Source organism: Micromonospora sp. NPDC005324, from assembly GCF_040607155.1.
Classification (GTDB): Bacteria; Actinomycetota; Actinomycetes; order Mycobacteriales; family Micromonosporaceae; genus Micromonospora; species Micromonospora trifolii.
Window position 1 is genome coordinate 341,036 of sequence record NZ_JBEXGE010000002.1, and the last position, 22,525, is coordinate 363,560.

The window sequence follows — 22,525 nt, forward strand, 5'->3', positions numbered from 1 at the left end:
TCCCCACGGCCCCCACCCCCCACCCCCAGCCCTCCGCGATCTTGCACTTTCGGTCGCCGATCGAGGTTGATTTGCCACCTCTGTCGGGACAGCAAGTGCAAGATCGCGAGGGCGAGGGCGGGGCGGGGGTGGGGTTGGTTAGCGGCGGTTGTACTTGTACATGGTCAGGGTGCCGAAGACCAGGACGAAGCCGGCGCTCCACAGCAGCAGCCACATCGTGGCCGACGGGTCCGACTCACCGCTCATCGCTCCGCGGATCGCGGCGACCAGCTGCGTCACCGGGTTGACCTTCACGAACGCCTGGAGCCAGCCGGGCATGGTGCTCGGCTCGACGAAGACGTTGCTCAGGAACGTCAGCGGGAACAGCACCATCATGCTGACCCCCATCACCGACTTCTCGCTGCGCAGGATCAGCCCGAAGAACGTCCACACCCAGGAGAACGCGAACGAGAAGATGACCAGCAGCCCGATCCCGACGACAACCCCGACCACCCCGCCTTCGGGGCGGAACCCGAGCACCAGCCCGAGGCTCAGGATCACCACGGCGGCGAGGATGTAGCGCAGCACGTCGCCGAAGATCATGCCGACCAGGGCGGCCGGGCGCCAGACGGGCAGCGTCCGGAACCGGTCGAAGATGCCCTTCTCGATGTCGGTGTTGAGGCCGACGCCGGTGTACATGGTGATCATGACGACGCTGGTCACCATGATGCCGGGCAGGAAGAACTGAAGGTAGTCACGCGGGCTGCCGGCGAGGGCGCCACCGAACAGGTACGTGAACATCAGCACCATGATGATCGGGAACGCGGTCACGTCGAAGAGCTGCTCCGGCACGTGCTTGACCTTCAGCATGGCCCGCCAGCCGAAGGTGAGCGACGCGCTCAGCGCGCTCGGGCGGGGCGGTCGGGCACCGGGCGCGAGCACGGTAGCCAGCGCCTCGGCGGACGGGACGTAGACGGTCGGCGCCCGTTCGGTAGTGGTGGTGGTGTCGCTCATCGGGCTGCCTCCAGTTCGTCGTCGCGCTCGTCGGTCGGCACGGCGGGGTGGTCGGTCAGGGCCAGGAAGACCTCGTCCAGGCTCGGCTGGCCGAGGGAGAAGTTGTCGACGACGATGCCGGCACGGGCCAGGTCGCTGAGCACGCGAGCGGCCTGGGCGCTGGCGTCGAGGTCGGTGCCGGCCTCACCGACGCGGGCGGTCAACGCCACCGGGTCGGCGGCGAGCTGCACCGGCACGTCGAGCGCCTCCCGGAGCACCCGCTCCGCCTCGGGGCGCTGAGCGGGGTCGCGCAGTCGCAGGTGGACGGTGCCGGAGCCGATCGACGACTTCAACTCACCAGGGGTGCCCTCCGCGATCACCCGGCCGTGGTCGACGACCGCGATCCGCCCGGCGAGCTGGTCGGCCTCGTCGAGGTACTGGGTGGTCAGCAGCACCGTCGTGCCGTGCGACACCACCGCCCGGATGATCTCCCACACCTGGTTGCGGCTGCGCGGGTCGAGGCCGGTCGTCGGCTCGTCGAGGAAGAGCAGATCCGGGGTGTTCAGGATGCTGGCGGCGATGTCGATGCGTCGCCGCATCCCACCCGAGTACTTCTTCACCTGGCGGTCGCTCGCCTCGGTCAGCCCGAAAGCGGCGAGCAGGGCCGCTGCGCGCTCCCGAGCGGCCGGCTTGCGCAGGCCGAGCAGGCGGGCGAGGAGCACCAGGTTCTCCGTACCGGTCAGGTCCTCGTCGACGGAGGCGTACTGGCCGGTGAGGCTGACCCGGGAACGGACCTTGTCGGCCTCGGTGACCACGTCGTGCCCGAAGACCCGGGCCGAGCCGCCGTCGGGCCGCAACAACGTGGCGAGCACCCGGACCGCTGTGGTCTTGCCCGCGCCGTTCGGGCCGAGCAGACCGTAGACGGTGCCCGCGGGCACCTGGAGGTCGATGCCGGCCAACGCCCTGGTGTCACCGAATGAGCGGGTGAGCCCTTCGGCCTCGATGGCCAGACCGGTGGTGCGTCTACTCATGATCCTTACCTTTCGTGTTGGGCGTGTTCAGGAGACGTAGGGCCGAGCCGCCCGGCCGTCGCGCAGTGCCAGACCCCACCAGCGCAGCTGGTCGATCAGGACGCCGACGTCGCGTTGCAGCTCGTCGGTGCACTGGGCGGTCGGCTCGCCGGCGAGCAGGTCGATCCCGACGACGTCGCGCACCGTCATCGCGTGCAGTGCGGTGAAGACGGTACGTAGTTGGTCGACCGCGTGCAGGCCGGTGGACCGACAGCCGTACGACACGAAGCCGACCGCTTTGGCCTGCCACTCGTCGTACGCGTAGTCGATGGCTTGTTTCAGAGGTGCCGGGAAGCTGTGGTTGTACTCGGGGGTGACCACGACGAACGCGTCCGCCCGGCCCACCTCGCGGACGAACGCCCGGATGGACGCGGTCGGCTCGGCGGGGTAGGTGGCCGGGAAGTCGTACTCGGTCAGGTCAACGACGCTCACCGCCAGGTCGTCGTGCCGCTCGGCCTGCTCGACGAACCAGTGGGCGAGCCGGTCGCCGACCCGCCCCTCCCGGGTGCTGCCGACGATCACGGCGATCCGCAACTGTGTCATGGCCACCCCCTTCCACACTGAAGGCGCGAGGTGACGACACGCGCCCGCTAGATCCGATCTAGCGGGCGCGTGTCGGGGCGAAATGTCGGTGGGATCGGCTTGACTGGGGTCGACGAATGGGGGAGCGGAATGGCACAGGTACGCATCGAGCCATGGCACGAGGACGACCTCGACCTGCTGAGGCAGCTCAACTCACCGGACACCCGCAAGCACACCGGCGGCCCGGAGACCGACGAGCAGGTGCTCGCCCGGCACGACAGGTACGTGCACTTCTCGGGCACCGGGCAGGGCTGCATGTTCACGCTGGTGCTGCCGGACGGGGCACGGGCGGGCAGCGTCGGCTACTGGGCCCGCGAGTGGCGCGACCAGCCGGTGTACGAGCTGGGCTGGGCGGTGCTGCCCGCGTACCGGGGGCAGGGGCTGGCCACGGCGGCGGTGCGCGCGGTGGTGGACGTCGCTCGCGCCCGACGGGACCGGCACCACGCCCACGCCTACCCCTCGGTCGACAATCCCGCCTCGAACGCGGTGTGCCGCAAGGCCGGCTTCACGCTGCTCGGCGAGACCGGCTTCGAATACCCGCCGGGGCAGATGATGCGGGCCAACGACTGGCAGCTCGACCTGACCGCCCCACCGACCGGAAGCTGAGGTCGGCGGGGCGGCCGGCGACAGGTCACCAAGTGGTGTCGAGGCGCTGCCGTTGCTCGGCGGTCAGCTCCAGGTCGACAGCCGCCAGGCTCTCCTCCAGTTGCGCCACGGACGAGGCGCCCACCAGCGGGATGGACGGCAGCTCACCGCCCAGCAACCAGGCGAGCACCACCTGGTTGACAGTCGCGCCGCTCTGCCCGGCCACCTCCCGCAGCGCGGCCAGCCGCCGGGGCGCGCTCGGCAGGTCGTACGCCGAGCTGAGCGGCTTGTCCGCCCGGGTGAACGCCCCCTTGAGCAGCGGCGAGTACGCCACCAGCGTCAGCTCGGGCTCGGCACGCAGATAGCTGAGCAGGTCACCGCTGACGCCGCCCGGCTCGCCGTCCGGGTCCAGTTCGCTGACCATGTCGGTGCGGTTCGGCAGGTAACTGCGGTGGTACTGGAGCACCTCGTACCCCGGCAGGCCGGCGGTGGCGGCCAACGAGCGGGCCCGCTCCACCCGCCAGGCCCGGTGGTTGCTGGCGCCCAGCAGACCCACAGTGCCCTCGGCGACAAGCTCGGCGAAGCCCTCGACGGTCTCCTGGAGCGGCACGGTCCGGTCCTCGATGTGCGCGTAGAGCAGGTCCAGCCGCTCCACCCCGAGCCGTTCCCGGCTGCGCTCCGCGGACTCGCGGATCACCTTGGCGGAGAGGCCCTCGGCGTTGTCCAGGTAGCTGGTCCCCGGGGCCAGCGGTCGGGCGCCCAGCTTGGTGGCGATGACGATCTCGGCGCCGACGCCCCTGCTGCGCCGCCACCGGCCGAGCAGTTCCTCGCTCTGCCCGCCCTGCCCGCCGTCCACCCAGAAGGCGTAGTTGTCCGACGTGTCGATGAACGTGCCGCCGGCCTCGACGTACCGGTCGAGGATCGCGTACGAGGTGGCCTCGTCGGTGGCGCTGCCGAAGAGCATCGCGCCGAGGCTGAGCACGCTGACCTCGCGCCGGGTCTTCGGGTCAGCGCCGATCGTGCGGTACCGCATGGGGGTCTCCTCTCGTGCGCCCTACCGGTGGGCGCACGAGTCACACTGCCGGCTGGAGCGCACTCCAGGTCAAGCGCCCAGACGCCGAGAAGCGCCGTACCTCAGGGTCAGGTGAAAATGACTGTGCGGTACGGCGCTCACCGGGGCATCACCGCCGACGGGTCGGCGGCTCAGGTCAGTTGGGCAGGTAGGCGAAGGTGTCCGGGTTCGGGCCCTGCCGGCCGGCCTCGCCCTTGTTCAGCGCGGTGATCCGCTCCATCGCCGCGTCGTCCAACTCGAAGTCGAAGATCCGGGTGTTCTCCTCGATCCGCTTCGGGGTAGTCGACTTCGGGAAGATGATGTCGCCGCGCTGCACGTGCCAGCGGAGCACCACCTGCGCCGGGGTCCGGTCGAGCTGCCCGGCGATGTCGACCACCGTCGGGTCGTCGAGCACCTTGCCCTGCGCGATCGGCGACCACGCCTCGGTGAGGATGTTGTGCTCACGGCCGTAGGCGCGGACCTCGTCGTTGCCGAAGTACGGGTGCGCCTCGATCTGGTTGACCACCGGCACGACGCTCGCCTCGGCGGCCAGCCGCTCCAGGTGCGAAACCTGGAAGTTAGACACGCCGATCGAGCGGGCCCGGCCGTCGCGCTGGAACTCCTCCAGCACCTTCCAGGTCGAGACGTAGTCGCCGTCGTACAGGGTCGGCAGCGGCCAGTGGATCAGGAACAGGTCGATGTAGTCCATCTTCAACGCCGCCAGGGTCGAGTCGAACGCCCTGCGGGCGTCGTCGGGGCGGTGGAAGCCGTTGTTGAGCTTGCTGGTCACGTAGACCGAACTCCGGTCGAGGCCGGACACGCGTACCGCCTCGCCGACCTCGGCCTCGTTGCCGTACATCTCAGCGGTGTCGATGTGCCGGTAGCCCACCTCGAAGGCGGTGGTCACCGCCGCGACGGTGTCCTTCGGCTCGATCTGGAACACCCCGAAGCCAAGCTGCGGAATGGTGTTGCCGTCGTTCAGGCTGATGTCGGGAATCGTGAGTGCCACTGCGGCTCCTTCGCGTCTTCGTTACCTGTCATCCATACCCGGGTCTGTGGACGATCCACCGCCCAACCGAGGGTGACGAAGGCAACGGCGCGTCGGTTCACCCGGTCGTGTCGAACAGCACCGGCCACGGCCGTGCCGCCGGCACCGACGTAGCGTGCGGCGCGGGCGCGGTGGGCTCGGCGTCGGCCAGCACCTCCGCGGCGAGTTGGCCGAACATCGCCGCCGCCGGGTGCGCCGACCGGTCCGGCCAGGCCGCCGAGGTGCGCTTGGCCAGCGGCGCATCCGTGATCGGCCGCCAGGCCATCCGGGGTTCCCGGCGGGCCACCGCCGCCGGTTCCACTGCCACCCCGCCTCCGGCCAGCACCAGCCCGAAGAGAAACTCCGGGTTGCGGGCCGGACGCACCCGGGCCGGACGCCAACCGTGCTGCCGGCACACCGCCAGCAGGTGGTCGTGCCAGCCGGGGGCGGTGGCGCGCGGCGCGGCCACCAGATCCAGACCGGCCAGCGACGCGAGCGTCACCTCGCGGCCGCGGGCCAGCGGCGAGGTGCGCGGCAGCAGCACCCCCAGGGGTACGTCGACCGGGGCGCCGAAGCGCAGCCCGTCCGCCGCCACCGGGTGATGCACGAGCCCCACGTCGAGGGTCCGCTCGGTGAGCATCCGCACCTGCTCGGCAGTGGTCAGCTCGTGCAGCTCGACGTCCAGGCCGGGCGCCCGGGTGGTGAGCCCGTCCAGCAGCGAACGCAGCGTCACGGCGGGCGTCTCCGGTGGCACCCCGGCCCGGAGTACGCCCAGCTCACCGGCGCGGATCTGCCCCATCAGGCTGCGAAGTCGACCCTCGCCGGCGAGCAGCTCCTCCGCCTCGCCGAGCAGCAGCTCACCGGCGGTGGTGAGGCGTACCTGGCGGCGGGACCTGTCGAACAGCTCGACAGTCAGCTCCCGTTCCAGCCGCTGGATCGACTGGCTCAGCGGCGGCTGGGCCATCCCGAGCAGCTCCGCGGCCCGGCCGAAGTGCAGTTCGTGTGCGACCACCACGAAGTGCCGCAGGTGCCGGAGCAGATCCACGGCCGGGACCCTACGCCAGCGCGGCCGCGGTGGCGCTGGATACCGTGCTGGCGTGGACGTGGAGAAACGCATCGGAGCCATCTTCGCCGCCGTCGGCGTGACGGCCAGCCTGCACGTCGTGGACCTGGACGCCGTCGACCTGAGCGCCGTCGAAGACGGCGGACCGGTCGGCGGCGGTCTTCGTGAGGTCGGGGTGCGGGCCGACGAGCAGGTGGTGATCGCCTCGATCTTCAAGATCCTGTTGGTGCTGGAGTTCGCCCGGCAGGTCGAGGCCGGTCAGCTGGACCCGACCGAGCGGGTAGTGGTCACCGCCGCGGACCGGCTCGGTGGGTGGGGTCTGGCCGGGTGCGCCGACGACGCCGAGGTGTCGCTGCGCGACCTCGCGTACTTCGCCATGTCGGTCACCGACAACACGGCCGCCGACCTGCTGCTGCGCCGGGTCGGCCCGGACCTGCTGCCGATGCTCGCCGTCGAGCTGGGGCTGACCCGTACCCAGATCCTCGGTGGTCCTCGGGAACTGGTCGAGATGATGCTCGCCGACGTGGGCGCCCGGACCGAGGCGGAGTTCGCCCGGATCTTCCCCACGCTGCCGGCGGACCGGGTCCGGGCCATGCGGGTCTTCGACCCCGCGCACACCACGTCCAGCACCGCCCGGGAGATCACCCGGCTGCTCACGCTGATCTGGCGGGACGAGGCCGGGCCGGCGGCGGCCTGTGCGATGGTCCGGACCTGGATGGCCCGACAGATCTTCTGGACCCGGCTGGCCGCCGGGTTCCCGCCCGGCGTGCGGGTCTCCGGAAAGACCGGCACCCTGCCCGGGTTCCACCTGGAGGCCGGGGTCGCCGAATACCCCGACGGCGGCCGGTACGCGATCGCCGTCTTCGCCCGCGCGGAGCAGTTGACCCCGCGCCGCATCGACGTGGACCTGGCGATGGGGGAGGCCGCCCGGACGGCCGTCGAGGCGCTGCGCGGCGACTGATTTCGCCCTCGTCCAGGGGGCGCCGCACCCCCGCCGAGCAGGACCGATATCCGCTGGCGTATCGGAGCCGACGGCCCTTGATCTTGGACCAGGGCCCGGTGCCGCTGGTTGGCTCGTGGTCGACACATCGCCCGACCACGGGGAGTAGATCCGCATGCCCAGTCTCGACCGCCGACGCTTCCTGCGCGACGCCGCCGCCACCAGCGCACTGGTCTCCACCGGTGGCCTCGCCGCCGGCGTCGCCACCCCGGCCCAGGCCGCGCCATCGACCGCCGCGCCCACGCCGGCCGCTCGCCGCAGGGGTGCGGTCAGCTTCCGCTGGTGGGGTACTGCCGGCTGGCGCGTCGACATCGGTGAGCGCACCGTCCTCGTCGACCCGTTCCTCAGCCGGATCGACACCGGGCTGTTCACCGGCCCGTTCAACCCGGCCAAGGCGTTGACAGTGCGCACCGACGTGATCGACCCACGGGTCGACCGGGCCATGACGGTGCTGGTCACGCACACCCACTGGGACCACTTCATGGACGTGCCCTACATCGCCAAGCGCACCGGCGCGCGGGTGTTCGGCACGCTCACCGCGTACCACCTGGGGTTGGCCTACGGGTTGCCGTCGACGCAGCTCAGCGCCGTGAAGGGTGGGGAGGTGCTGGACTTCGGCGACCACAGCGTCGAGGTGGTCGGCGCGCTGCACAGCCGCAACCCGTCGTACTCGGTGGCCTTCCCCGGGGTTCGGGTGAGCCCGCCGCCGCAGCCGGTCACCATCGCCGACCTGCCGGAGGGCGACACGCTGGGGTACCTGCTGCGGGTCGACAGCGGGCCGTCGGTCTACTTCACCGGTGCCAGCGACGTCGCCGAGCGGAACCTCACCGGCCTCGCGCCCGACGTGGCGATGGTGGCCATGCAGAACGCCACCACCACCGGCGACTACCTGCCCCGGCTGCTGGCCGGCCTCGACTACCCGAAGGTCGTGGTGCCGGTGCACTACGACAACTTCGAGACGGCGTTGCAGAACCCGCCGCCGGTCGCCCCGACCGACCGCACCCGGCTGAACGAGATGATCGCGGCGGTGCGCCGGATCTCGCCGCGCAGCCGGGTGCTGGTGCCCGAGTACGAGACCGCGTACCACTTCTGAGCGGCGACGGTGGGGGTCGCCGAGCGGCGGCCCCCACCCCGGCGGTCAGGAGGCGGTCATCTCCGCCAGGGCCCGCACCGACTTCCAGTTGCGGGAGGTGGCCACCACACCGAGCTTCTTCTCCAGGTACGCGTTCGTGAACTTCGACCGCCCGTAACCGCCGTCGACGTAGTGCAGGAACGCCTCCCGGCCGGTCACAGTGAACGACACGTTCTCACCACCGGGCACGGCCAGCGCGTCGACTGTGGACTTCTTCGGCGCGGTGGCGAGGAAGGCCACCATCAGTCGCGTCGGGTCGTCCTCCCGGTCGGCGTACGGGTTGCCGCCGGCGATCGCCGCCAACTCCCGGCCGCTGCGCACCAGCACCGGCACCGTCAACGCCAGCTCGTCGGTGAGCGCCCGTGCGATCCCGGCGGCCAGCTTCTCCGCGTCGCGCACCGTGCTGCCGAAGGCCACGTTGCCGCTCTGCAGGTAGGTCTTGACGTCATCGTGCCCGAGGTCGGTGACGATCCGGCGCAGGTCGGCCATCGCCAGCCGGGTGGTGCCGACGTTGACCCCGCGCAGCAGGGCGACGTACCGGGTCATGGCTCCTCCTCGGGTGTGGCCGACCGGCTCAGCGTAGGCCGCCCGGCCCCACCAGGCCCGTCTCGTACGCGACGATGACCAGTTGCGCCCGGTCGCGTACCGCCAGCTTGGTCAGCAGCCGCCCGACGTGCGTCTTGACGGTGGCCTGGCTGAGGTTGAGGTGCGCGGCCAACTCCGCGTTGGACAGGCCCCGCGCGATCAGCGCGAGCACCTCCCGTTCCCGATCGGTCACCCCGTCGAGCTGCCGGGGCAGCGGCCGGGTCGGCACCGGCTGGCGGGCGAACTCGTCGATCAGCCGGCGGGTCACCGTCGGCGCGAGCAGCCCCTCGCCGGCGGCGACCACCCGGATCCCGGTCAGCAGGTCCGCCGGTGGGGTGTCCTTGAGCAGGAACCCACTGGCCCCGGCGCGCAGCGCACCGTAGACGTACTCGTCGAGGTCGAACGTGGTCAGGATGATGACCCGGGTGCCGGCCGTCGCCGGGTCGGCGCAGATCCGCCGGGTCGCCTCGATGCCGTCCATCTCCGGCATCCGGACGTCCATCAGCACCACATCCGGCCGGTGCCGCTCGGTCAACGCGATGGCCTCCACGCCGGTGCCCGCCTCGCCGACGGTGGTGCAATCCGGGCTGAGATCGACAAGCAGCCGGAAACTGCCGCGCAGCAACGCCTGGTCGTCGGCGATCAGCACGCGGATCACGCGGCCACCCGGTAGGGCAGGCTGGCCGTCACCGCGAAGCCACCGTCGGAGCGTGGGCCGGCGCGGAACTCCCCGCCGTGCAACGCCACCCGTTCCCGCATGCCGATCAACCCGTGCCCCTCCCCGCCGAGCAGGACCGGCCGCCGGCCGTCGTCGGTCACCTCCACCCGCACCTCGTCGGGCAGGACGGTCACCGTAACCCGGCAGGCGGCCGGCGCCGCGTGCTTCACCACGTTCGTCACGGCCTCCTGCACGATCCGGTACACAGCGAGGCTCACCGACTCCGGCACCGCGCCGGCCGGCTCGTCCCGCCGCACGTCGAGGTGCACATCGACGCCGCCGATCGCCGCCTGCCGGGCGAGGAGGGGCAACTCGTCCAGCCCGGGCGTCGGCGCGTACGGGCTGTCCTCGCGCAGCACGCCGAGCACCCGACGCACGTCGGTCAGCGCGCTGCGGCCGGTCTCCTCGATGACCCGGAGGGCTGCGCCCGCCTCGCGGGGGTCGGCCTCGGCGACGTGGTTGGCGACGGCCGCCTTCACCACGATCAGGCTCAGCGTGTGCGCGACCACGTCGTGCAGCTCACGCGCCACCCGCAACCGCTCCTCGGTGGCGGCCTGACGGACCAACTGGTCGCTCTGCCGGGTGGCGAGGGCGCGTCGCTCCCGGATCAGCCAACCGATCGCCCAGGCCGGCGCCACCATGACGGCGGCGTAGACGACCCCGCCGGTCCGCGACCAGAGGTCGCCAGCGGTGAGCACCAGGCCGACGCTCACCAGCGCGAGACAACCGGCGGCGCAGAGCATCGACCGGCGGGTGGGCGTCGCCACGGCCACCGTGTAGAAGGACAGGCCGATGGCGAACGCCGGCGCGGCGGCCGCGAAGTTGGGTATCACACCGGTGACCAGGGCAACGGTGGTGATGGAGCTGATCACGACGGCCACCGCCATCGGCCACCGCCGCCGGACGGCCAACGGCAGCCCGAGGGCCATCCCGACCAGCACCGACACCCAGAGCGGCTCGCGAACGCCGCCGTGCAGCGGCGACTCCAGCGCCGCGTACGGGCAGAGCAGCCCACCGACGGCCACCGCCAGCAGAGCGTCCACTGTGTACAGGTCCACCGGCCGCATCCGTCGGGTCAGCAGGAGAGCGGTCACCCGTCGAACGGTAACGGCCGGCTGGGTCGGGCGCGTCCGCCTGCGGGTGGTCATCCCGCAGGACGACGTACCGGCGTGTGCGGGCCGTCGACTCCACCCAGGGGAGGGCCGGGAAGTGCCCGCCCTGGCACGACGCGCCGCAGCCCCGGCATTCGGCACCGTAACGGTCATGACCACACAGACGGTGACCCTGACGGGGCTGCGCGCGGTGTACGGCACCGGAACCCGGCGGGTGACGGCGCTCGACGGCGTGACCACCGGCTTCGCGAGCGGCACGTTCACGGCGGTGATGGGCCCCTCCGGCTCGGGAAAGTCCACACTGCTGCACTGCGCGGCGGGGCTGGACCGCCCGACCGAGGGGACCGTCACGATCGACGGCACCAGCCTCAACGACCTCGGTGAGGACGAGCTGACCCGGCTGCGGCGGGACCGGATCGGCTTCGTCTTCCAGGCGTTCAACCTCGTGTCCACGCTGACCGCCGCGCAGAACGTCGAGTTGCCGTCGCGCCTGGCCCGCCGCCGCCCGCCGGCCCGGGACGTCGCCGCCGCCCTCGACGCCGTCGGCCTCGCCGACCGGGCCGGACACCGGCCGAGCGAACTGTCCGGCGGGGAGCAGCAGCGCGTCGCCGTGGCCCGAGCGTTGATCAGCCGCCCGGCGGTGGTCTTCGCCGACGAACCGACCGGGGCGTTGGACAGTGCCTCCTCCCGGCAGGTGCTTCGGCTGCTGCGGGCACTCGTCGACGACCACGGCCAGACCGTGGTGATGGTGACCCACGATCCCGCCGCCGCCGCGTACGCCGATCGGGTCCTCCTGCTGGCCGACGGCCGGGTCGTGGACGAGCTGACCGACGGGATCACCGCCGCCGTCGTCGCCGCCCGGATCACCGAGCGGGAAACCGTCGTGGAGTCGTCGTGCTGAGCGTCCGGCGGTCGGCCAGCGCGTTCGTGGCCGTCGCCATCGGGGTCACGCTGGTCGCGGCGGCCACAGTGCTGCTCGCGTCGGGCCGCCCGCAGGTGCCGGACCGGCTGGCGCGGGCGGCGGTCGTGGTGCAGAGCCCCGAGGCGAGTGCGTCCGCTGACGAGTTCGTGCCGACCCGGCCCTGGTCCGCCACCACCGCCGCGGAGTTCGTCGGCAGGCTGGGCGGCCTGCCGGACGTGGTGGCGGCGGTGCCGGACCGCACCTTCTACGCGCAGCCGCTCGTCGACGGCCGGCCCTCGGCCGCCGACACCCGGAGGGAGGACGCCTACCAGGGGCACGGCTGGTCCAGCGCCCAACTGGGTGGACTGCGCCTCACGGCTGGCGAGCCACCCCGCCGGCCCGGCGAGGTGGTCGTCGACAGCGCGCTCGGGCTGCGCGCCGGCGCACCGGTCACAGTGCTGACCGCTGTGGGCCCGGAGCCGTACACCGTCACCGGTCTGGTCGACGGGCCCGGCGTCCATGTGGCGGACGAGGTCGCGGCCGCGCTCGCGCCCGGCGTGCGGGCCATCGGGCTGGTGCTCGCGCCGGGCGCCGATGCCGAGCGGGTCGCCACGGCGGCTCGCGGAGTCGTCGGCGACGACGGACAGGTGTCGACCGGTGACGCCCGTGGTGCGCTGGAGCCGCGCGGCGACGCCCGTACCCGGTGGATCGGCATGCAGGTGCTCACCGCCACGGCGGCCCTCGCCGGCTTCGTCACGGTGTTCGTGGTCGCCTCCACCTTCGCCTTCACCATCGCGCAGCGCCGCCGTGAGCTGGGACTGCTGCGCGCCGTCGGCGCCACCGGACGCCAGGTCCGCCGCATGGTCTACGCCGAGGCGCTCGCCGTCGGCGTCTCGGCGGGGCTCGTCGGGCTGCTGGTGGGCGCGGCGCTCGCCCCCTTGCTGGGTCGGCTGCTCGTCGACGTCGGCTACGAACCGTCGACCTTCCGGGTCCGCTACGAACTCTGGCCGGTCGCGGTCTCGCTGGCCGCCGGGCCGGTGATCGCGTTGCTGGCCGTCTGGTCGGCGTCCCGCCGCGCGGCGCGGGTGCGCCCGTTGGAGGCGCTCCGCGAGGCCGCTGTGGAACAGCGACCGATCGGACGGCTGCGCGTCGTCAGCGGGGGGCTGCTCCTCGCGACGGGGGCGGCTCTCAGTATCGGCACGGCGACCGCCGACGAGGCGCGGGTCAGCGCCCAGTACGCGCTCTACGCGGTGATGGCGCTGGTGGCCGGCACCACAGTGCTCGCCCCGGTGGTGGTCGGGCCGCTGGTGCGACTGCTGCGCTCTCCGGTGCGTCGGCCCGGTGGCGCGATCGGGATGCTGGTCCGGGGCGGGGCGTTGACCGCGACCCGGCGGACCGCCGCCATCGCCGCGCCGGTGCTCCTCACTGTCGCGTTCGCGGTGCTGGTGTCCGGGATGGTGCGCACCACCACCGCCGCGTACGCGGCAGGTCGGGCGGACAACGTGAACGCCGGCTGGATCGTCGTGCCGGACCGCGCGCCCGGCCTGTCCGACCGGGCAGTCGCGGCAACCGGTGGCACCGCCCTGCTGCCGACCACCGTCTACCGCACCGATCCGGGAACGTCGCCGCAGAACCAGCCGATGACGGCGCTCGGCGTGGATCCGGAGGGCTTCGCCGCCGCGAACCGCGTGCTCACCGTCGTCGCCGGCTCGCTGAACGACCTGTTGGGTGACGACACAGTGGTGGTCACCGCCTCGGCGAACCGGCTGCCGTCCGAGCCGTACCCGGTGGTCTTCGCCGACGGGACATCGGTGTCGTTGCGCGTCGTCGCAGTGGTCGACGACACCTCGATCCCCGGCGACCTGCTCGTGCCCCGGGCCGTGGTGCGGGCGCACGACCCGTCGGCGCTGACGTCCACCGTGTACGTCCGGGACCGCATCGATCCGCCGGTCGGGGCGCGGATCCTCGACGTCCCGGGCTGGGCGGCCGAGGCGGACGCCGCCGAGGACCGCCTCGTCTGGCTCTTCACAGTGCTGCTGATCGGGGTGTCCGCCGGCTACGGGGCCATCGCGGTGGCCAACACGCTGCTGCTGGCCGCCGCCGGCCGGGCCGCGGATCTGCGGCTGATCCGGATGGCCGGGGCGACCCGACGGCAGGTCATCTGGCTGGTCACGGCGGAGTCCGCCCTGGTGGTCCTGATCGGCGCCCTGCTGGGTGGGGCTGTCGCGTTCGTCGGTCTGCTCAGCATCAGCGCCGGCCTAGCCGAGCAGGTCGGCGCCCCCGTCGACCTGGTGGTGCCGTGGGCGGTGGTCGCCGGGGTGGTGGGGCTGTGCCTGCTGCTCGCGGTGCTGGCCAGTGTGCTGCCGACGTGGCGGCTGCTGCGTCACCGTCCCGCCCGCTCACCGGTCGGCGGATGACAGTGCCCCCCGCGGGGGCGACCGTGCGGCTACCGTCCACGGATGCGATCCGCGCGCCCGGTCGGGCTGCTCCTCTCCGCCGCCGCCGTCGCGCTCTGGGCGTACGGCATGACCACGTGGCAACCGCTGACCGAGCCGCTCGGCCCGTGGTCGGAGCGCCTGCCGGGCAACAACGCCTACTGGGCGCGCGACCTGCGGTTCATGGCGATCATGGCGGTGCCGCTCGGGCTGGTGCTGGCCGGCCGGGGGCAGGTGCGGTGGGGCGGCCCGGCGGTGGTGCTGGGCGGCTGCTGGATCGCCGCCGACGTGGCGATCGACCGGGCCGACCCGATCGGCGTCGACGCGACGGTGCTGCTCGCCGTCGCCGGCTGTGCGGTGCTCGGCGTGGTCGCGACGCTGCTGCTCTGGTGGGAGCGCCGCACCCCGCAGACGCGCGAGCCTGGCACGACTCCGGCGGCCGACCGGCGGGTGCTGACCGGCGTGGCCTGCGTGGCCGGGGTGCTGACGCTGGTGGCGGCCGCAATGGAGTCACCGACCGACCGGGAGCCGGAGCTGAACCAGGGCGCCCTGGCCACCGCGGCGCTGCTGGTGGCAGTGGCTGTCGGTGCCGCGCTGGCGGCGGCCCCGGCGCGGACCCGGGCCCGGGTCGGGCTGGCTGTCGGTCTCACAGTGGTGGCGTTGCTCGGCGTCGGGCTGGTCCGTGCCACAGCGCCCGGCGCTCGACTCCTGCCGGAGGTCGCTCTCGGGGCGGTGCTGCTCACCGGGGTCACAGTGCTGGCCTGGGACTGGCCGGGTGGCCGGCCGATCTGGTGGCACCACGCAGTGGCCGCGCTCATCGCATTGGTGGGCCCGGTGGTCTTCCTGGTGGCCACGGCCGTCCCCATGATGATCATGATGCCGATCGGCGCGAGTCTCACCGCGCTGGCCGGCAACAGCCCGATCCACGCCGCCGACTCCGACCTGCTGGTCTCCCTGGCCGGGCTGCTCTCCGGGCTGGGAATGGCAGTGCTGCTGGCGCGACCGAGCGTCGAGGATCGTCGGCAGCTCAGGTAGCTCACTCGACGACCGGCAGCACCACCTCGTTGCGGCGCAGGAACCACGGTTTCCACGGCAGGTCGAAGCGCGCGTACCTGATGGCGCCGGTCGGTTGCAGCCCGGCAGCGGTCACCGACCGGCCGAGCATGGTGGCCCGCTGGCTGAACGCCTGCTCCGTCCACCGTCCGGAGAACCGCATCGCCGCCGCCAGCCGCGCCGGAACCGCGCGGATCCGCACCCGGGCGTCCACCGGCTCGGGCAGGGTGGCGCTGGTGAAGGTGGCTGGCATGACGAATTGGATCAGGTACGCGCCCGGCCACTCACCCTCGATCTGCACCACCGGCACGGTCATGGCGATCTTCTCCGAGCCGCTGGCCGTCGCCATCGCCGGAGCGGCGGAGCCGATCGGGTGCCGGGCCCGATTGGCGCCACCGATGTACGCGGCAAGCGGCCGGAACGCCTCGATCGGCGCCCGGGTGAACGACGCCTGGATCTGCATCTCGGCCACCAGGTGGGCGGGGTACCGACGCAGCTCGAAGCCGGGGTGTCGGGACACCACCCGGTACGGCTGCTGTTCGGTCATCGCGCGGCTCCCAGGGTCTGCTGGGACAGACGCTACCGCCCGTCCGCCTCCCGCTCGGCCGAAGTCGGCTGCTCCGGCCCGGGGGCGTGGGCCCGGGTGGTCAACCGCCAGTACTGCCGCTTGCCCTCGTCGCGCAGCACCACCCCCATCTGGCCCAGTTCGCGGCGCAACTCCCGGGCGTCGTCGCGGCGGTCCCGCTGCATCGCCCGTTCCCGGGCGCGCAGCAGCGCATCCGCGCCGGCCGGCAACCCGGGCAGGTCCGGCACCCACAGCCGGTACGCCGACCGGTGCGGGTCGTCGTCCGCCCAACCCCAGCCGTGCGACCGGAACGCCGCCGCCAGTTGGGCGGCCGGCAGGTCCGTCGACTCCCGGACCAGTTCCGCGCCGTCGGCGTCGAGCAGCACCAGGTGCTTGTCGGCGAGGAAGACCACCCGGGTGTCGGCCCGGGTGATGGTCCGGTTCTCGTCGGAGCGGCGCAGCTGGGCCTGCGCCGCGTCGACTGTGACGATCAGCCGTTCGGCGGTGCCGATCCCGGCGATGACCAGGCCGGCGATGACGCCCACCGCGATGGTGCCGGCGGTGGCCTGCGGCTCGGGCAGCCGGTCCAACCACTCGACCAGGTCGCCGAACGGCACCCAGGGCAGCCGGGCGAGCCAGCCCGTCGCCGCCGCGAGGAGCCATCCGGCGCCCGCGCCGAGCAGCGGGAAGCCACCCCACAGGACCGCCAGCTCCAGCGGGCCTCCGCTGACCACTGTGCGCGGACGGTAGCCGGCCGTGTCCATGGTCAGGACACCTCGCGGCGCAGCGTCCGGAACAGGCCGGCGGCCAGCGGGAGGACCATCCAGACCAGCAGGGACACGACGATCCGCCCCCACTGCTCCCCGGTGAGCGCGTCGCTGCTGAACAGCGGTTCCATGGTCTTGCTGGTGTCCAGCCATTCGGACGGGCCGCGCAGGGGCCGGACCATCTCGCCCAGCACTCCCCAGACCGTGGGCAGCAGGAAGTAGCCGACGATGGCGAGCGGCGGGTTGAGCAGCAGCAGGCCGAAGGCGGCGCCCATGAGCACGCTGGTGACCTGGAGGATCACCGCGTTCAGGACCAGTGAGCCGTCGAGCTGCCAGGTGCCCGCGCCGCCGGTTGCGGAGGCCACCAGCGTCCCGACGGCGGCGAGGGCGAGGCTGGCCAGCACCGAACCGAGCGCCGCCACCATGACCGCGACCAGCTTCGCGGTCACCACCCGCTCCCGGCGGGGCACCAGGGCGTACGTGGTGAGAGCGGTCCGCTGCGACCACTCACTGGTGATCGAGAGGATGCCGAGCACCGGCAGTAGCACCCCCACCGGCAGCAGCGAGGGGACGAAGAAGCTGCCGAACGTCTGGTCGGCCTCCTCGGCGTAGATCAACTGAAGGGTGACGACCACGGCGGCGATCAGGCCGATAGTGATCAACAGCCAGCGGCCGGCCCGGGTGTCGACGAGTTTGCGCAGTTCAACGCCGGTGAGGCGGAGCAGCGACGGTCGGCGTACCGGAGTGTGGTGCCGGGGCGCGACGGCGCCGGCGGCGGGCGCGGTGGTGGTCATCGGACGGCCTCCTTGGTGGATTCGCCGGCGGTCAGGGTGAGGAAGAGCTGTTCGAGGCCGCCGCCATTGCCGGGGCGCAGCTCGGCCAACGCGACGCCGGCATCCGCGGCGGCCTGGCCGACCGCCTCGGCGTCGGCCTGCACGAGCAGTCCTTCGGAGCTGTCGGCGGCGCTCAGCCCGGCCACCTCCAGCGCCCGGCGCAACGCCGCGCCGTCGCGGGCCCGGACCACGGTGCCGCCGCCGGCCAGCAACTCGTTCTTGTCGCCCTGGGCCACGATCCGGCCGCCCCCGATCACCACCAGCCGGTCCGCGACCGCCTCCACCTCGCGCAGCAGGTGGGAGGAGAGCAGCACGGTGCCGCCCCGGTCGGCGAAGTCGCGCAGCAGGCCGCGCATCCAGAAGATCCCCTCCGGGTCCAGGCCGTTGGCCGGCTCGTCGAGGATCAGCACCCGGGGGTCGCCGAGCAGCGCCTGCGCCAGGCCGAGGCGCTGGCGCATGCCCAACGAGTACGCCCGTACCCGACGTTTCGCCGCCACCGCGTTCAAACCGACCAGGTCGAGCTTCGCGGCGACCTCGCGCCGGTCCAACCCCATGGTGTACGCGGACAGCGTCAACGCCTCGCGGCCGGTGCGCCCGGCGTGCTGGGCGGAGGCGTCCAGCAGCACCCCGACCTCCCGTCCCGGGTTGGGCAGGTCCCGGTACGGGTGACCGGAGACGGTGGCGCGGCCGGCCGTCGGCGCGGTGAGCCCGCAGATCATGCGCATGGTGGTCGACTTGCCGGCGCCGTTGGGACCGAGGAAGCCGGTGACGGTGCCCGGCTCGCAGTGGAACGAGACGTCGTCCACCGCCGGGTGTGGCCCGTATCGCTTGGTGAGGTTCTCCACGGTGATCATGTGGTTGAGCCTGCCCGCTCCGCCTGGCCATCCGCTGCGGCCACCGGTCGGTGCCGCGTCGACCTTGGTCGATCATCGGATCTCGACTTTGGTAGCTGGTTACCGGGGCCCGATGCTGCCTAGCATGGGCGCGTGACCAGCCTCGCCGTCCCGGAGCACCCCTGGCTGCTGCCAGGGGAGCTGGTGGTGCCGGCCGACCGTGGGCGTACGCGTCCGCGCCGCACCACCCGCGACTGGGTCGTGGACGTCCTCGCGTTCCTGGTCTCCCTGCTCTGGGTGCTGGTCGTCACGGCGGACGCCCTGTCCCCGGATCCGACAATGGCGATCCCGCTGCCGCACGACTGGATGGTCGTCGCGGACGCCCTGATCGGGCTGGTCTGCTGCGGGCTGCTCTGGCTGCGTCGGCGGTGGCCGCTCGGGCTGCTGGTGGCCACCACGCCGCTGACCATGTTTTCGATGGCCGCCGCCATTCCGCTGCTGATCATGTTCTTCACCGTGGTGGTGTATCGCCGGACCGCCGTCGCGATGGCGGTGACCGGTGCTGGTCTGGTCACCAACCTGGTCTTCAGTTGGCTGCGCCCGGACCCGACCATGGCGTACTGGGCCACCGCGTCGTGGGGCGTGGTGTTCAGCTTCGCCGTGCTGGCCTGGGGGATGTTCGTCCGGGCCCGCCGGCAGTTGATCGTGTCGCTGCGGGAGCGGGCCGAGCGGGCCGAAGCCGAGCAGCAGCTGCGGGTCACCCAGGCCCGCCACCTCGAACGCACCCGGATCGCCCGGGAGATGCACGACGTGCTGGCCCACCGGATCTCCCTGCTCAGCCTGCACGCGGGTGCGCTGGAGTTCCGCCCGGACGCGCCGGCCGACGAGGTGGCGCGGGCCGCCGGGGTGATCCGGGGCAGCGCGCACGCCGCCCTACAGGACCTGCGGGAGGTGATCGGGGTGCTCCGCGCCGCGGACGACGGTGCCGGCGACGCCCCCGAGCCGCCGCAGCCCACCCTCGCCGACCTGCCGGGCCTGATCGCCGAGTCGCGGTCGGCCGGGGTGCGGGTGAACGTCAGCGACAGCGTCGCCAGCCCGGAGCAGGTGCCGGCGGCGCTGGGCCGGGCCGCCTACCGGATCGTGCAGGAGGGGCTGACCAACGCCCGCAAACACGCGGCCGGTGCTGCCGTCACCGTGGACGTGGCCGGCCGGCCGGGTGACGGGCTGACCGTGGCGATCGGCAACCGGTGGCCGGTCGGCGCACCGGCCGGCGGCACCCTGCCGGGAGCGGGCACCGGCCTGGTCGGCATCAGCGAGCGGGTCACCCTGGCCGGTGGGCGGCTCGCCTACGGTCGGGACGACAGCGGTGACTTCCGGCTGGCCGCCTGGCTGCCGTGGCCGGCGTGACCAGCCCAGACGGCGCGACCGGGCCGCCGAACACGACCGGGCCGGCCGGCGCGGCCGCGCCGCCGGTGCGCGTGCTGATCGTGGACGACGACGCGTTGGTCCGGGCCGGGCTCTCCATGATCCTCGGCGGTCTGCCGGACCTGACAGTGGTCGGCGAGGCTGCCGACGGTGGCGAGGTGCCGGCGGCCGTCGCCGCGTACGCCCCGGACGTGGTGCTGATGGACATCCGGATGCCCCGTGTCGACGGGCTGACCGCCACCGAGGCGCTGCGTACCCAACCGCATCCGCCGGAGGTGCTGGTGCTGACCACCTTCGACGCCGACGAACAGGTGCTGCGGGCGCTCCGCGCCGGGGCGGCCGGTTTCCTGCTCAAGGACACCCCACCGGCGGAGATCGTGCGCGCCGTACGCCGGGTCGCGGCGGGCGAGGCGACGCTCTCCCCGACGGTGACCCGGACATTGATCGCCCACGTGACCGCCGCCGCCCCCGGCCCGGTCGGCCCGGACCCGCGCCGCGAACGGGCGCTGCGGCTGCTCACCGGGCTCAGCGAGCGGGAGCGACAGGTGGCGGTCGCGCTGGGGCGCGGCCAGACCAACGCGGAGATCGCGGGGGAGCTGTTCATGAGCGTGGCGACGGTGAAGGCGTACGTCTCCCGGCTGCTGACCCGACTGGAGCTGAACAACCGGGTCCAGGTGGCGCTGCTCGTGCACGACGCCGGCCTCGTCTGACGAACGGTTCGCTGGCCCAGACGGCCGGGTACACCAACGTGGATAAGGTTACACTCATTTTTGATTGTTCCATCGTTGGTTGTGTCAGGAGTGATCGTGGACGGCTTTGTCGGGCGGGACCGTGAACTCGACCTCCTGGGCGGCATGCTTTCTCGGGTGCAACGGGGTGGTCGTGCTGGTCGGCCTGGGCGGGCCCTTCTCATGCGCGGCCGCCGGCGGGTTGGCAAGTCCCGACTGGTCGAGGAATTCGTGGAGCGGGCCGAGGTGCCGTACCTCTTCTTCACCGCCTCGGCACAGCCGAGCGTCGCGGCCGAGCTCGCCCTGTTCGTGGAGGAGGCGGCCGCCTCTACGCTGCCGGGTGCGCAGATTCTTCGGGAACAGCAACCACGGACTTGGGACGCCGCGCTGACCCTGCTCGCCGCCGCGCTGCCGTCCGACCGGCCGAGCGTCGTCGTCCTGGACGAGATGCCGTACCTCATCGCGGGCGACCCGGGCTTCGAGGGAACGTTGCAGAAGGTCTTCGATCGCGAGTTGTCCCGGCGACCGGTCCTCCTGATCTGCGTCGGATCGGACCTGGCCATGATGGAAGCCCTCAACGACTACGGCCGGCCGTTCCACCAGCGAGCCACGGAGATGGTCATTCCGCCGCTGAGCCCGGCCGACGTCAGCGACATGCTCGACCTGTCCGCCGCCGACGCGTTCGACGCCTACCTGGTGTCCGGCGGTTTGCCACTGATCCTCGACGAGTGGCCGACCGGTGCGTCCGTCCACGAGTATCTGACCGACGCGGTACGGGATCCGACCTCTGCCCTGCTGGTCAGCGGCGAGCGGGCACTGGCGGCGGAGTTCCCGCCGCAGTCCCAGGCGGGTCTGGTGCTGCGGGCCATCGGCTCCGGTGAGCGGACCTTCTCGCTGATCTCCCGCGCGGCAGGGGATCTTCCGCAGGCGTCCCTCAATCGCGCCCTGCGCCTGCTGACCCAGAAGCGGGCCGTGGAGGTCACCGTTCCGCTGTCGACCAAGCCGTCGCGGGAGACCCGGTACGTGGTGGCCGATCCGTACCTGCGTTTCTGGTTGTCGTTCCTGGGGCCACACCTCTCCGAGATCGAGCGGGGGCGGGGCGATCTGACCCTGGACCGGATCGACAGGTCGTGGACGTCCTGGCGGGGGCGGGCCATCGAACCTGTCGTCCGGGAGGCGCTTTGCCGGCTGCCCGGTGACCAGCTACCGGCTGAGGCGGCGATGATCGGCGGCTACTGGACCCGGACCAACGATCCGGAGATCGACATAGTCGGCGCCGACCGTGGGCCCGTCGCTCGGAGCATCAGCTTCGTCGGATCGGTCAAGTGGCAGGAGAGCCGACCCTTCGACGCGCATGACCTGGGCCGGCTGCTCCTGCACCGGTCCCTGCTTCCCGGCGCTGACGACTCGGTGCCGGTCGTCGCCGTGTCGCGCAGCGGCACTGCAGTCGACGGCATCCGGGTGCTGTCGGCGGAGGATTTGCTTACCGCGTACCGGAATTGAACTTTCGTCAGGTGTCCGCCGTACCCATGGCCGAGGATGTCGGTGCGGTGGGTCCGCCGTACCGCTGCCGAACTGCGGGAGGCCTGCCGTGCGAGTTGGTGAGCAGTCGACGGATCCCATCGATCAGGTACTGGGTGAGGTGCCAATGCCGGCACCTCTGACCCCGGAGGATGTCCGGCTCGCGGTCCGGGCGGTGGTCGTGCACACCGCCGAGGAGTGGCCCACGGGGCCGCTGTGCCGCAACGACGGCGCCTCCTACCCGTGCCGCCTGCACCGTTGGGGGCGGCGGGTGTTGGAGACACACGGGCTCAACGAGCGGCAGATCGAGGCGTTGATCCGGCACGGCAATCCGTTCGTGCACGTGCCCTTCCCGTTCACGGCGACCGGGCCGTCGCGGCAACAGGCCGCGCGGGTCGTCGCCCAGGGGGTACGGCCCACCGCTGCTGGCCGGCCGGTGACTCCCCCCGTCACCGCGCCGCGCTGGCCCCGGGCGAGCTGAGCGCGCTACCCCCTCCGCCCACCCGACCCGGGGCGACACCACGTCGGCCCGGCGCGAAGATTCCCCCTCCGCGTCGGGCCGACGTC

At 72.5% G+C, this 22,525-nt stretch carries 23 protein-coding genes; 10 read left to right on the forward strand and 13 right to left on the reverse strand.

The genetic code is table 11. The features are described 5' to 3' along the window. Positions 1-138: 138 nt before the first annotated feature. Genes ABZS40_RS03590 through ABZS40_RS03600 form a run of 3 tightly spaced genes read right to left on the reverse strand, consistent with a single transcriptional unit; the run spans position 139 to position 2,585 of the window. On the reverse strand, positions 139-993 hold the full coding sequence (locus tag ABZS40_RS03590) for an ABC transporter permease (protein WP_354941496.1): 855 nt from the start codon (positions 991-993) through the stop codon (positions 139-141). Beyond that, positions 990-2,003, reverse strand: a complete 1,014-nt coding sequence (locus ABZS40_RS03595; protein WP_354941498.1) for an ATP-binding cassette domain-containing protein — start codon at positions 2,001-2,003, stop codon at positions 990-992. Before ABZS40_RS03595 ends, ABZS40_RS03590 begins: the two co-directional genes overlap by 4 nt. A 27-nt stretch (positions 2,004-2,030) precedes the next feature. After that, positions 2,031-2,585 (reverse strand): NAD(P)H-dependent oxidoreductase, encoded by a 555-nt coding sequence (locus ABZS40_RS03600; protein ID WP_354941500.1) that lies wholly within the window; start codon positions 2,583-2,585, stop codon positions 2,031-2,033. Positions 2,586-2,714: 129 nt separating this feature from the next. Between ABZS40_RS03600 and ABZS40_RS03605 the strand changes: the two genes are divergently transcribed. Next, positions 2,715-3,230, forward strand: coding sequence for a GNAT family N-acetyltransferase (locus ABZS40_RS03605; protein ID WP_354941502.1), 516 nt, complete (start codon positions 2,715-2,717; stop codon positions 3,228-3,230). 25 nt (positions 3,231-3,255) lie between these two features. Here ABZS40_RS03605 and ABZS40_RS03610 read toward each other — a convergent pair whose 3' ends face one another. The 3 genes from ABZS40_RS03610 to ABZS40_RS03620 form a co-directional block, all read right to left on the reverse strand. Further along, positions 3,256-4,242: an aldo/keto reductase gene (locus tag ABZS40_RS03610; protein ID WP_354941504.1), complete on the reverse strand. Its 987-nt coding sequence runs from the start codon at positions 4,240-4,242 to the stop codon at positions 3,256-3,258. 175 nt (positions 4,243-4,417) lie between these two features. Continuing rightward, positions 4,418-5,269: an aldo/keto reductase gene (locus ABZS40_RS03615; protein ID WP_238677656.1), complete on the reverse strand. Its 852-nt coding sequence runs from the start codon at positions 5,267-5,269 to the stop codon at positions 4,418-4,420. 97 nt (positions 5,270-5,366) lie between these two features. Further along, on the reverse strand, positions 5,367-6,332 hold the full coding sequence (locus ABZS40_RS03620; RefSeq protein WP_354941506.1) for a LysR family transcriptional regulator: 966 nt from the start codon (positions 6,330-6,332) through the stop codon (positions 5,367-5,369). Between the two features lie 52 nt (positions 6,333-6,384). Here ABZS40_RS03620 and ABZS40_RS03625 point away from each other — a divergent pair, with 52 nt between their 5' ends. Continuing rightward, a complete protein-coding gene (locus ABZS40_RS03625; protein ID WP_354941508.1) occupies positions 6,385-7,311 on the forward strand; it encodes a serine hydrolase in 927 nt (308 codons plus the stop codon). A gap of 154 nt (positions 7,312-7,465) precedes the next feature. Further along, positions 7,466-8,443, forward strand: coding sequence for an MBL fold metallo-hydrolase (locus ABZS40_RS03630; RefSeq protein WP_354941510.1), 978 nt, complete (start codon positions 7,466-7,468; stop codon positions 8,441-8,443). A 45-nt stretch (positions 8,444-8,488) separates the two neighbouring features. On the opposite strand, the gene ABZS40_RS03635 is transcribed toward ABZS40_RS03630, so the two are convergent. From ABZS40_RS03635 to ABZS40_RS03645, 3 genes are read right to left on the reverse strand one after another with little or no spacing between them, the layout of a single operon-like run. After that, positions 8,489-9,028, reverse strand: coding sequence for a DUF1697 domain-containing protein (locus ABZS40_RS03635; RefSeq protein WP_354941512.1), 540 nt, complete (start codon positions 9,026-9,028; stop codon positions 8,489-8,491). 28 nt (positions 9,029-9,056) lie between these two features. Then, the gene (locus ABZS40_RS03640; RefSeq protein WP_354941514.1) at positions 9,057-9,725 is read right to left on the reverse strand and encodes a response regulator transcription factor; all 669 of its coding nucleotides are present in this window, start codon (positions 9,723-9,725) and stop codon (positions 9,057-9,059) included. Next, positions 9,722-10,879, reverse strand: a complete 1,158-nt coding sequence (locus ABZS40_RS03645) for a sensor histidine kinase (RefSeq protein ID WP_354941516.1) — start codon at positions 10,877-10,879, stop codon at positions 9,722-9,724. The genes ABZS40_RS03640 and ABZS40_RS03645 overlap by 4 nt, the downstream gene beginning before the upstream one ends. A gap of 169 nt (positions 10,880-11,048) precedes the next feature. Here ABZS40_RS03645 and ABZS40_RS03650 point away from each other — a divergent pair, with 169 nt between their 5' ends. Genes ABZS40_RS03650 through ABZS40_RS03660 form a run of 3 tightly spaced genes read left to right on the forward strand, consistent with a single transcriptional unit; the run spans position 11,049 to position 15,268 of the window. After that, positions 11,049-11,798, forward strand: a complete 750-nt coding sequence (locus ABZS40_RS03650; RefSeq protein WP_354941518.1) for an ABC transporter ATP-binding protein — start codon at positions 11,049-11,051, stop codon at positions 11,796-11,798. Further along, positions 11,792-14,215 carry an ABC transporter permease gene (locus ABZS40_RS03655; protein WP_354941520.1) on the forward strand — a complete coding sequence of 808 codons (2,424 nt, stop codon included), beginning with the start codon at positions 11,792-11,794 and terminating at the stop codon, positions 14,213-14,215. The genes ABZS40_RS03650 and ABZS40_RS03655 overlap by 7 nt, the downstream gene beginning before the upstream one ends. 42 nt (positions 14,216-14,257) lie before the next feature. After that, complete coding sequence (locus tag ABZS40_RS03660) at positions 14,258-15,268, forward strand: hypothetical protein (RefSeq protein WP_354941522.1); 1,011 nt, start codon at positions 14,258-14,260, stop codon at positions 15,266-15,268. Between the two features lies 1 nt (position 15,269). Here ABZS40_RS03660 and ABZS40_RS03665 read toward each other — a convergent pair whose 3' ends face one another. Genes ABZS40_RS03665 through ABZS40_RS03680 form a run of 4 tightly spaced genes read right to left on the reverse strand, consistent with a single transcriptional unit; the run spans position 15,270 to position 18,305 of the window. Next, a complete protein-coding gene (locus ABZS40_RS03665) occupies positions 15,270-15,833 on the reverse strand; it encodes a heme-binding protein (protein ID WP_354941524.1) in 564 nt (187 codons plus the stop codon). A 32-nt stretch (positions 15,834-15,865) separates the two neighbouring features. Next, positions 15,866-16,615, reverse strand: a complete 750-nt coding sequence (locus ABZS40_RS03670; RefSeq protein WP_354941526.1) for a hypothetical protein — start codon at positions 16,613-16,615, stop codon at positions 15,866-15,868. Positions 16,616-16,617: 2 nt separating this feature from the next. After that, positions 16,618-17,412, reverse strand: a complete 795-nt coding sequence (locus ABZS40_RS03675) for an ABC transporter permease (RefSeq protein WP_354941528.1) — start codon at positions 17,410-17,412, stop codon at positions 16,618-16,620. Beyond that, positions 17,409-18,305 (reverse strand): ATP-binding cassette domain-containing protein, encoded by an 897-nt coding sequence (locus ABZS40_RS03680; RefSeq protein WP_354941530.1) that lies wholly within the window; start codon positions 18,303-18,305, stop codon positions 17,409-17,411. The genes ABZS40_RS03675 and ABZS40_RS03680 overlap by 4 nt, the downstream gene beginning before the upstream one ends. Before the next feature lie 132 nt (positions 18,306-18,437). Between ABZS40_RS03680 and ABZS40_RS03685 the strand changes: the two genes are divergently transcribed. From ABZS40_RS03685 to ABZS40_RS03700, 4 genes are all read left to right on the forward strand, one after another. Beyond that, entirely contained in the window at positions 18,438-19,691 is a 1,254-nt protein-coding gene (locus ABZS40_RS03685; RefSeq protein ID WP_354941532.1) for a histidine kinase, read from the forward strand. After that, positions 19,670-20,419: a response regulator transcription factor gene (locus ABZS40_RS03690; protein ID WP_354941605.1), complete on the forward strand. Its 750-nt coding sequence runs from the start codon at positions 19,670-19,672 to the stop codon at positions 20,417-20,419. Before ABZS40_RS03685 ends, ABZS40_RS03690 begins: the two co-directional genes overlap by 22 nt. A 96-nt stretch (positions 20,420-20,515) precedes the next feature. Next, the gene (locus ABZS40_RS03695; RefSeq protein ID WP_354941534.1) at positions 20,516-21,940 is read left to right on the forward strand and encodes a DUF234 domain-containing protein; all 1,425 of its coding nucleotides are present in this window, start codon (positions 20,516-20,518) and stop codon (positions 21,938-21,940) included. Between the two features lie 145 nt (positions 21,941-22,085). Beyond that, positions 22,086-22,439: a hypothetical protein gene (locus tag ABZS40_RS03700; RefSeq protein ID WP_354941536.1), complete on the forward strand. Its 354-nt coding sequence runs from the start codon at positions 22,086-22,088 to the stop codon at positions 22,437-22,439. Positions 22,440-22,525 lie beyond the last annotated feature (86 nt).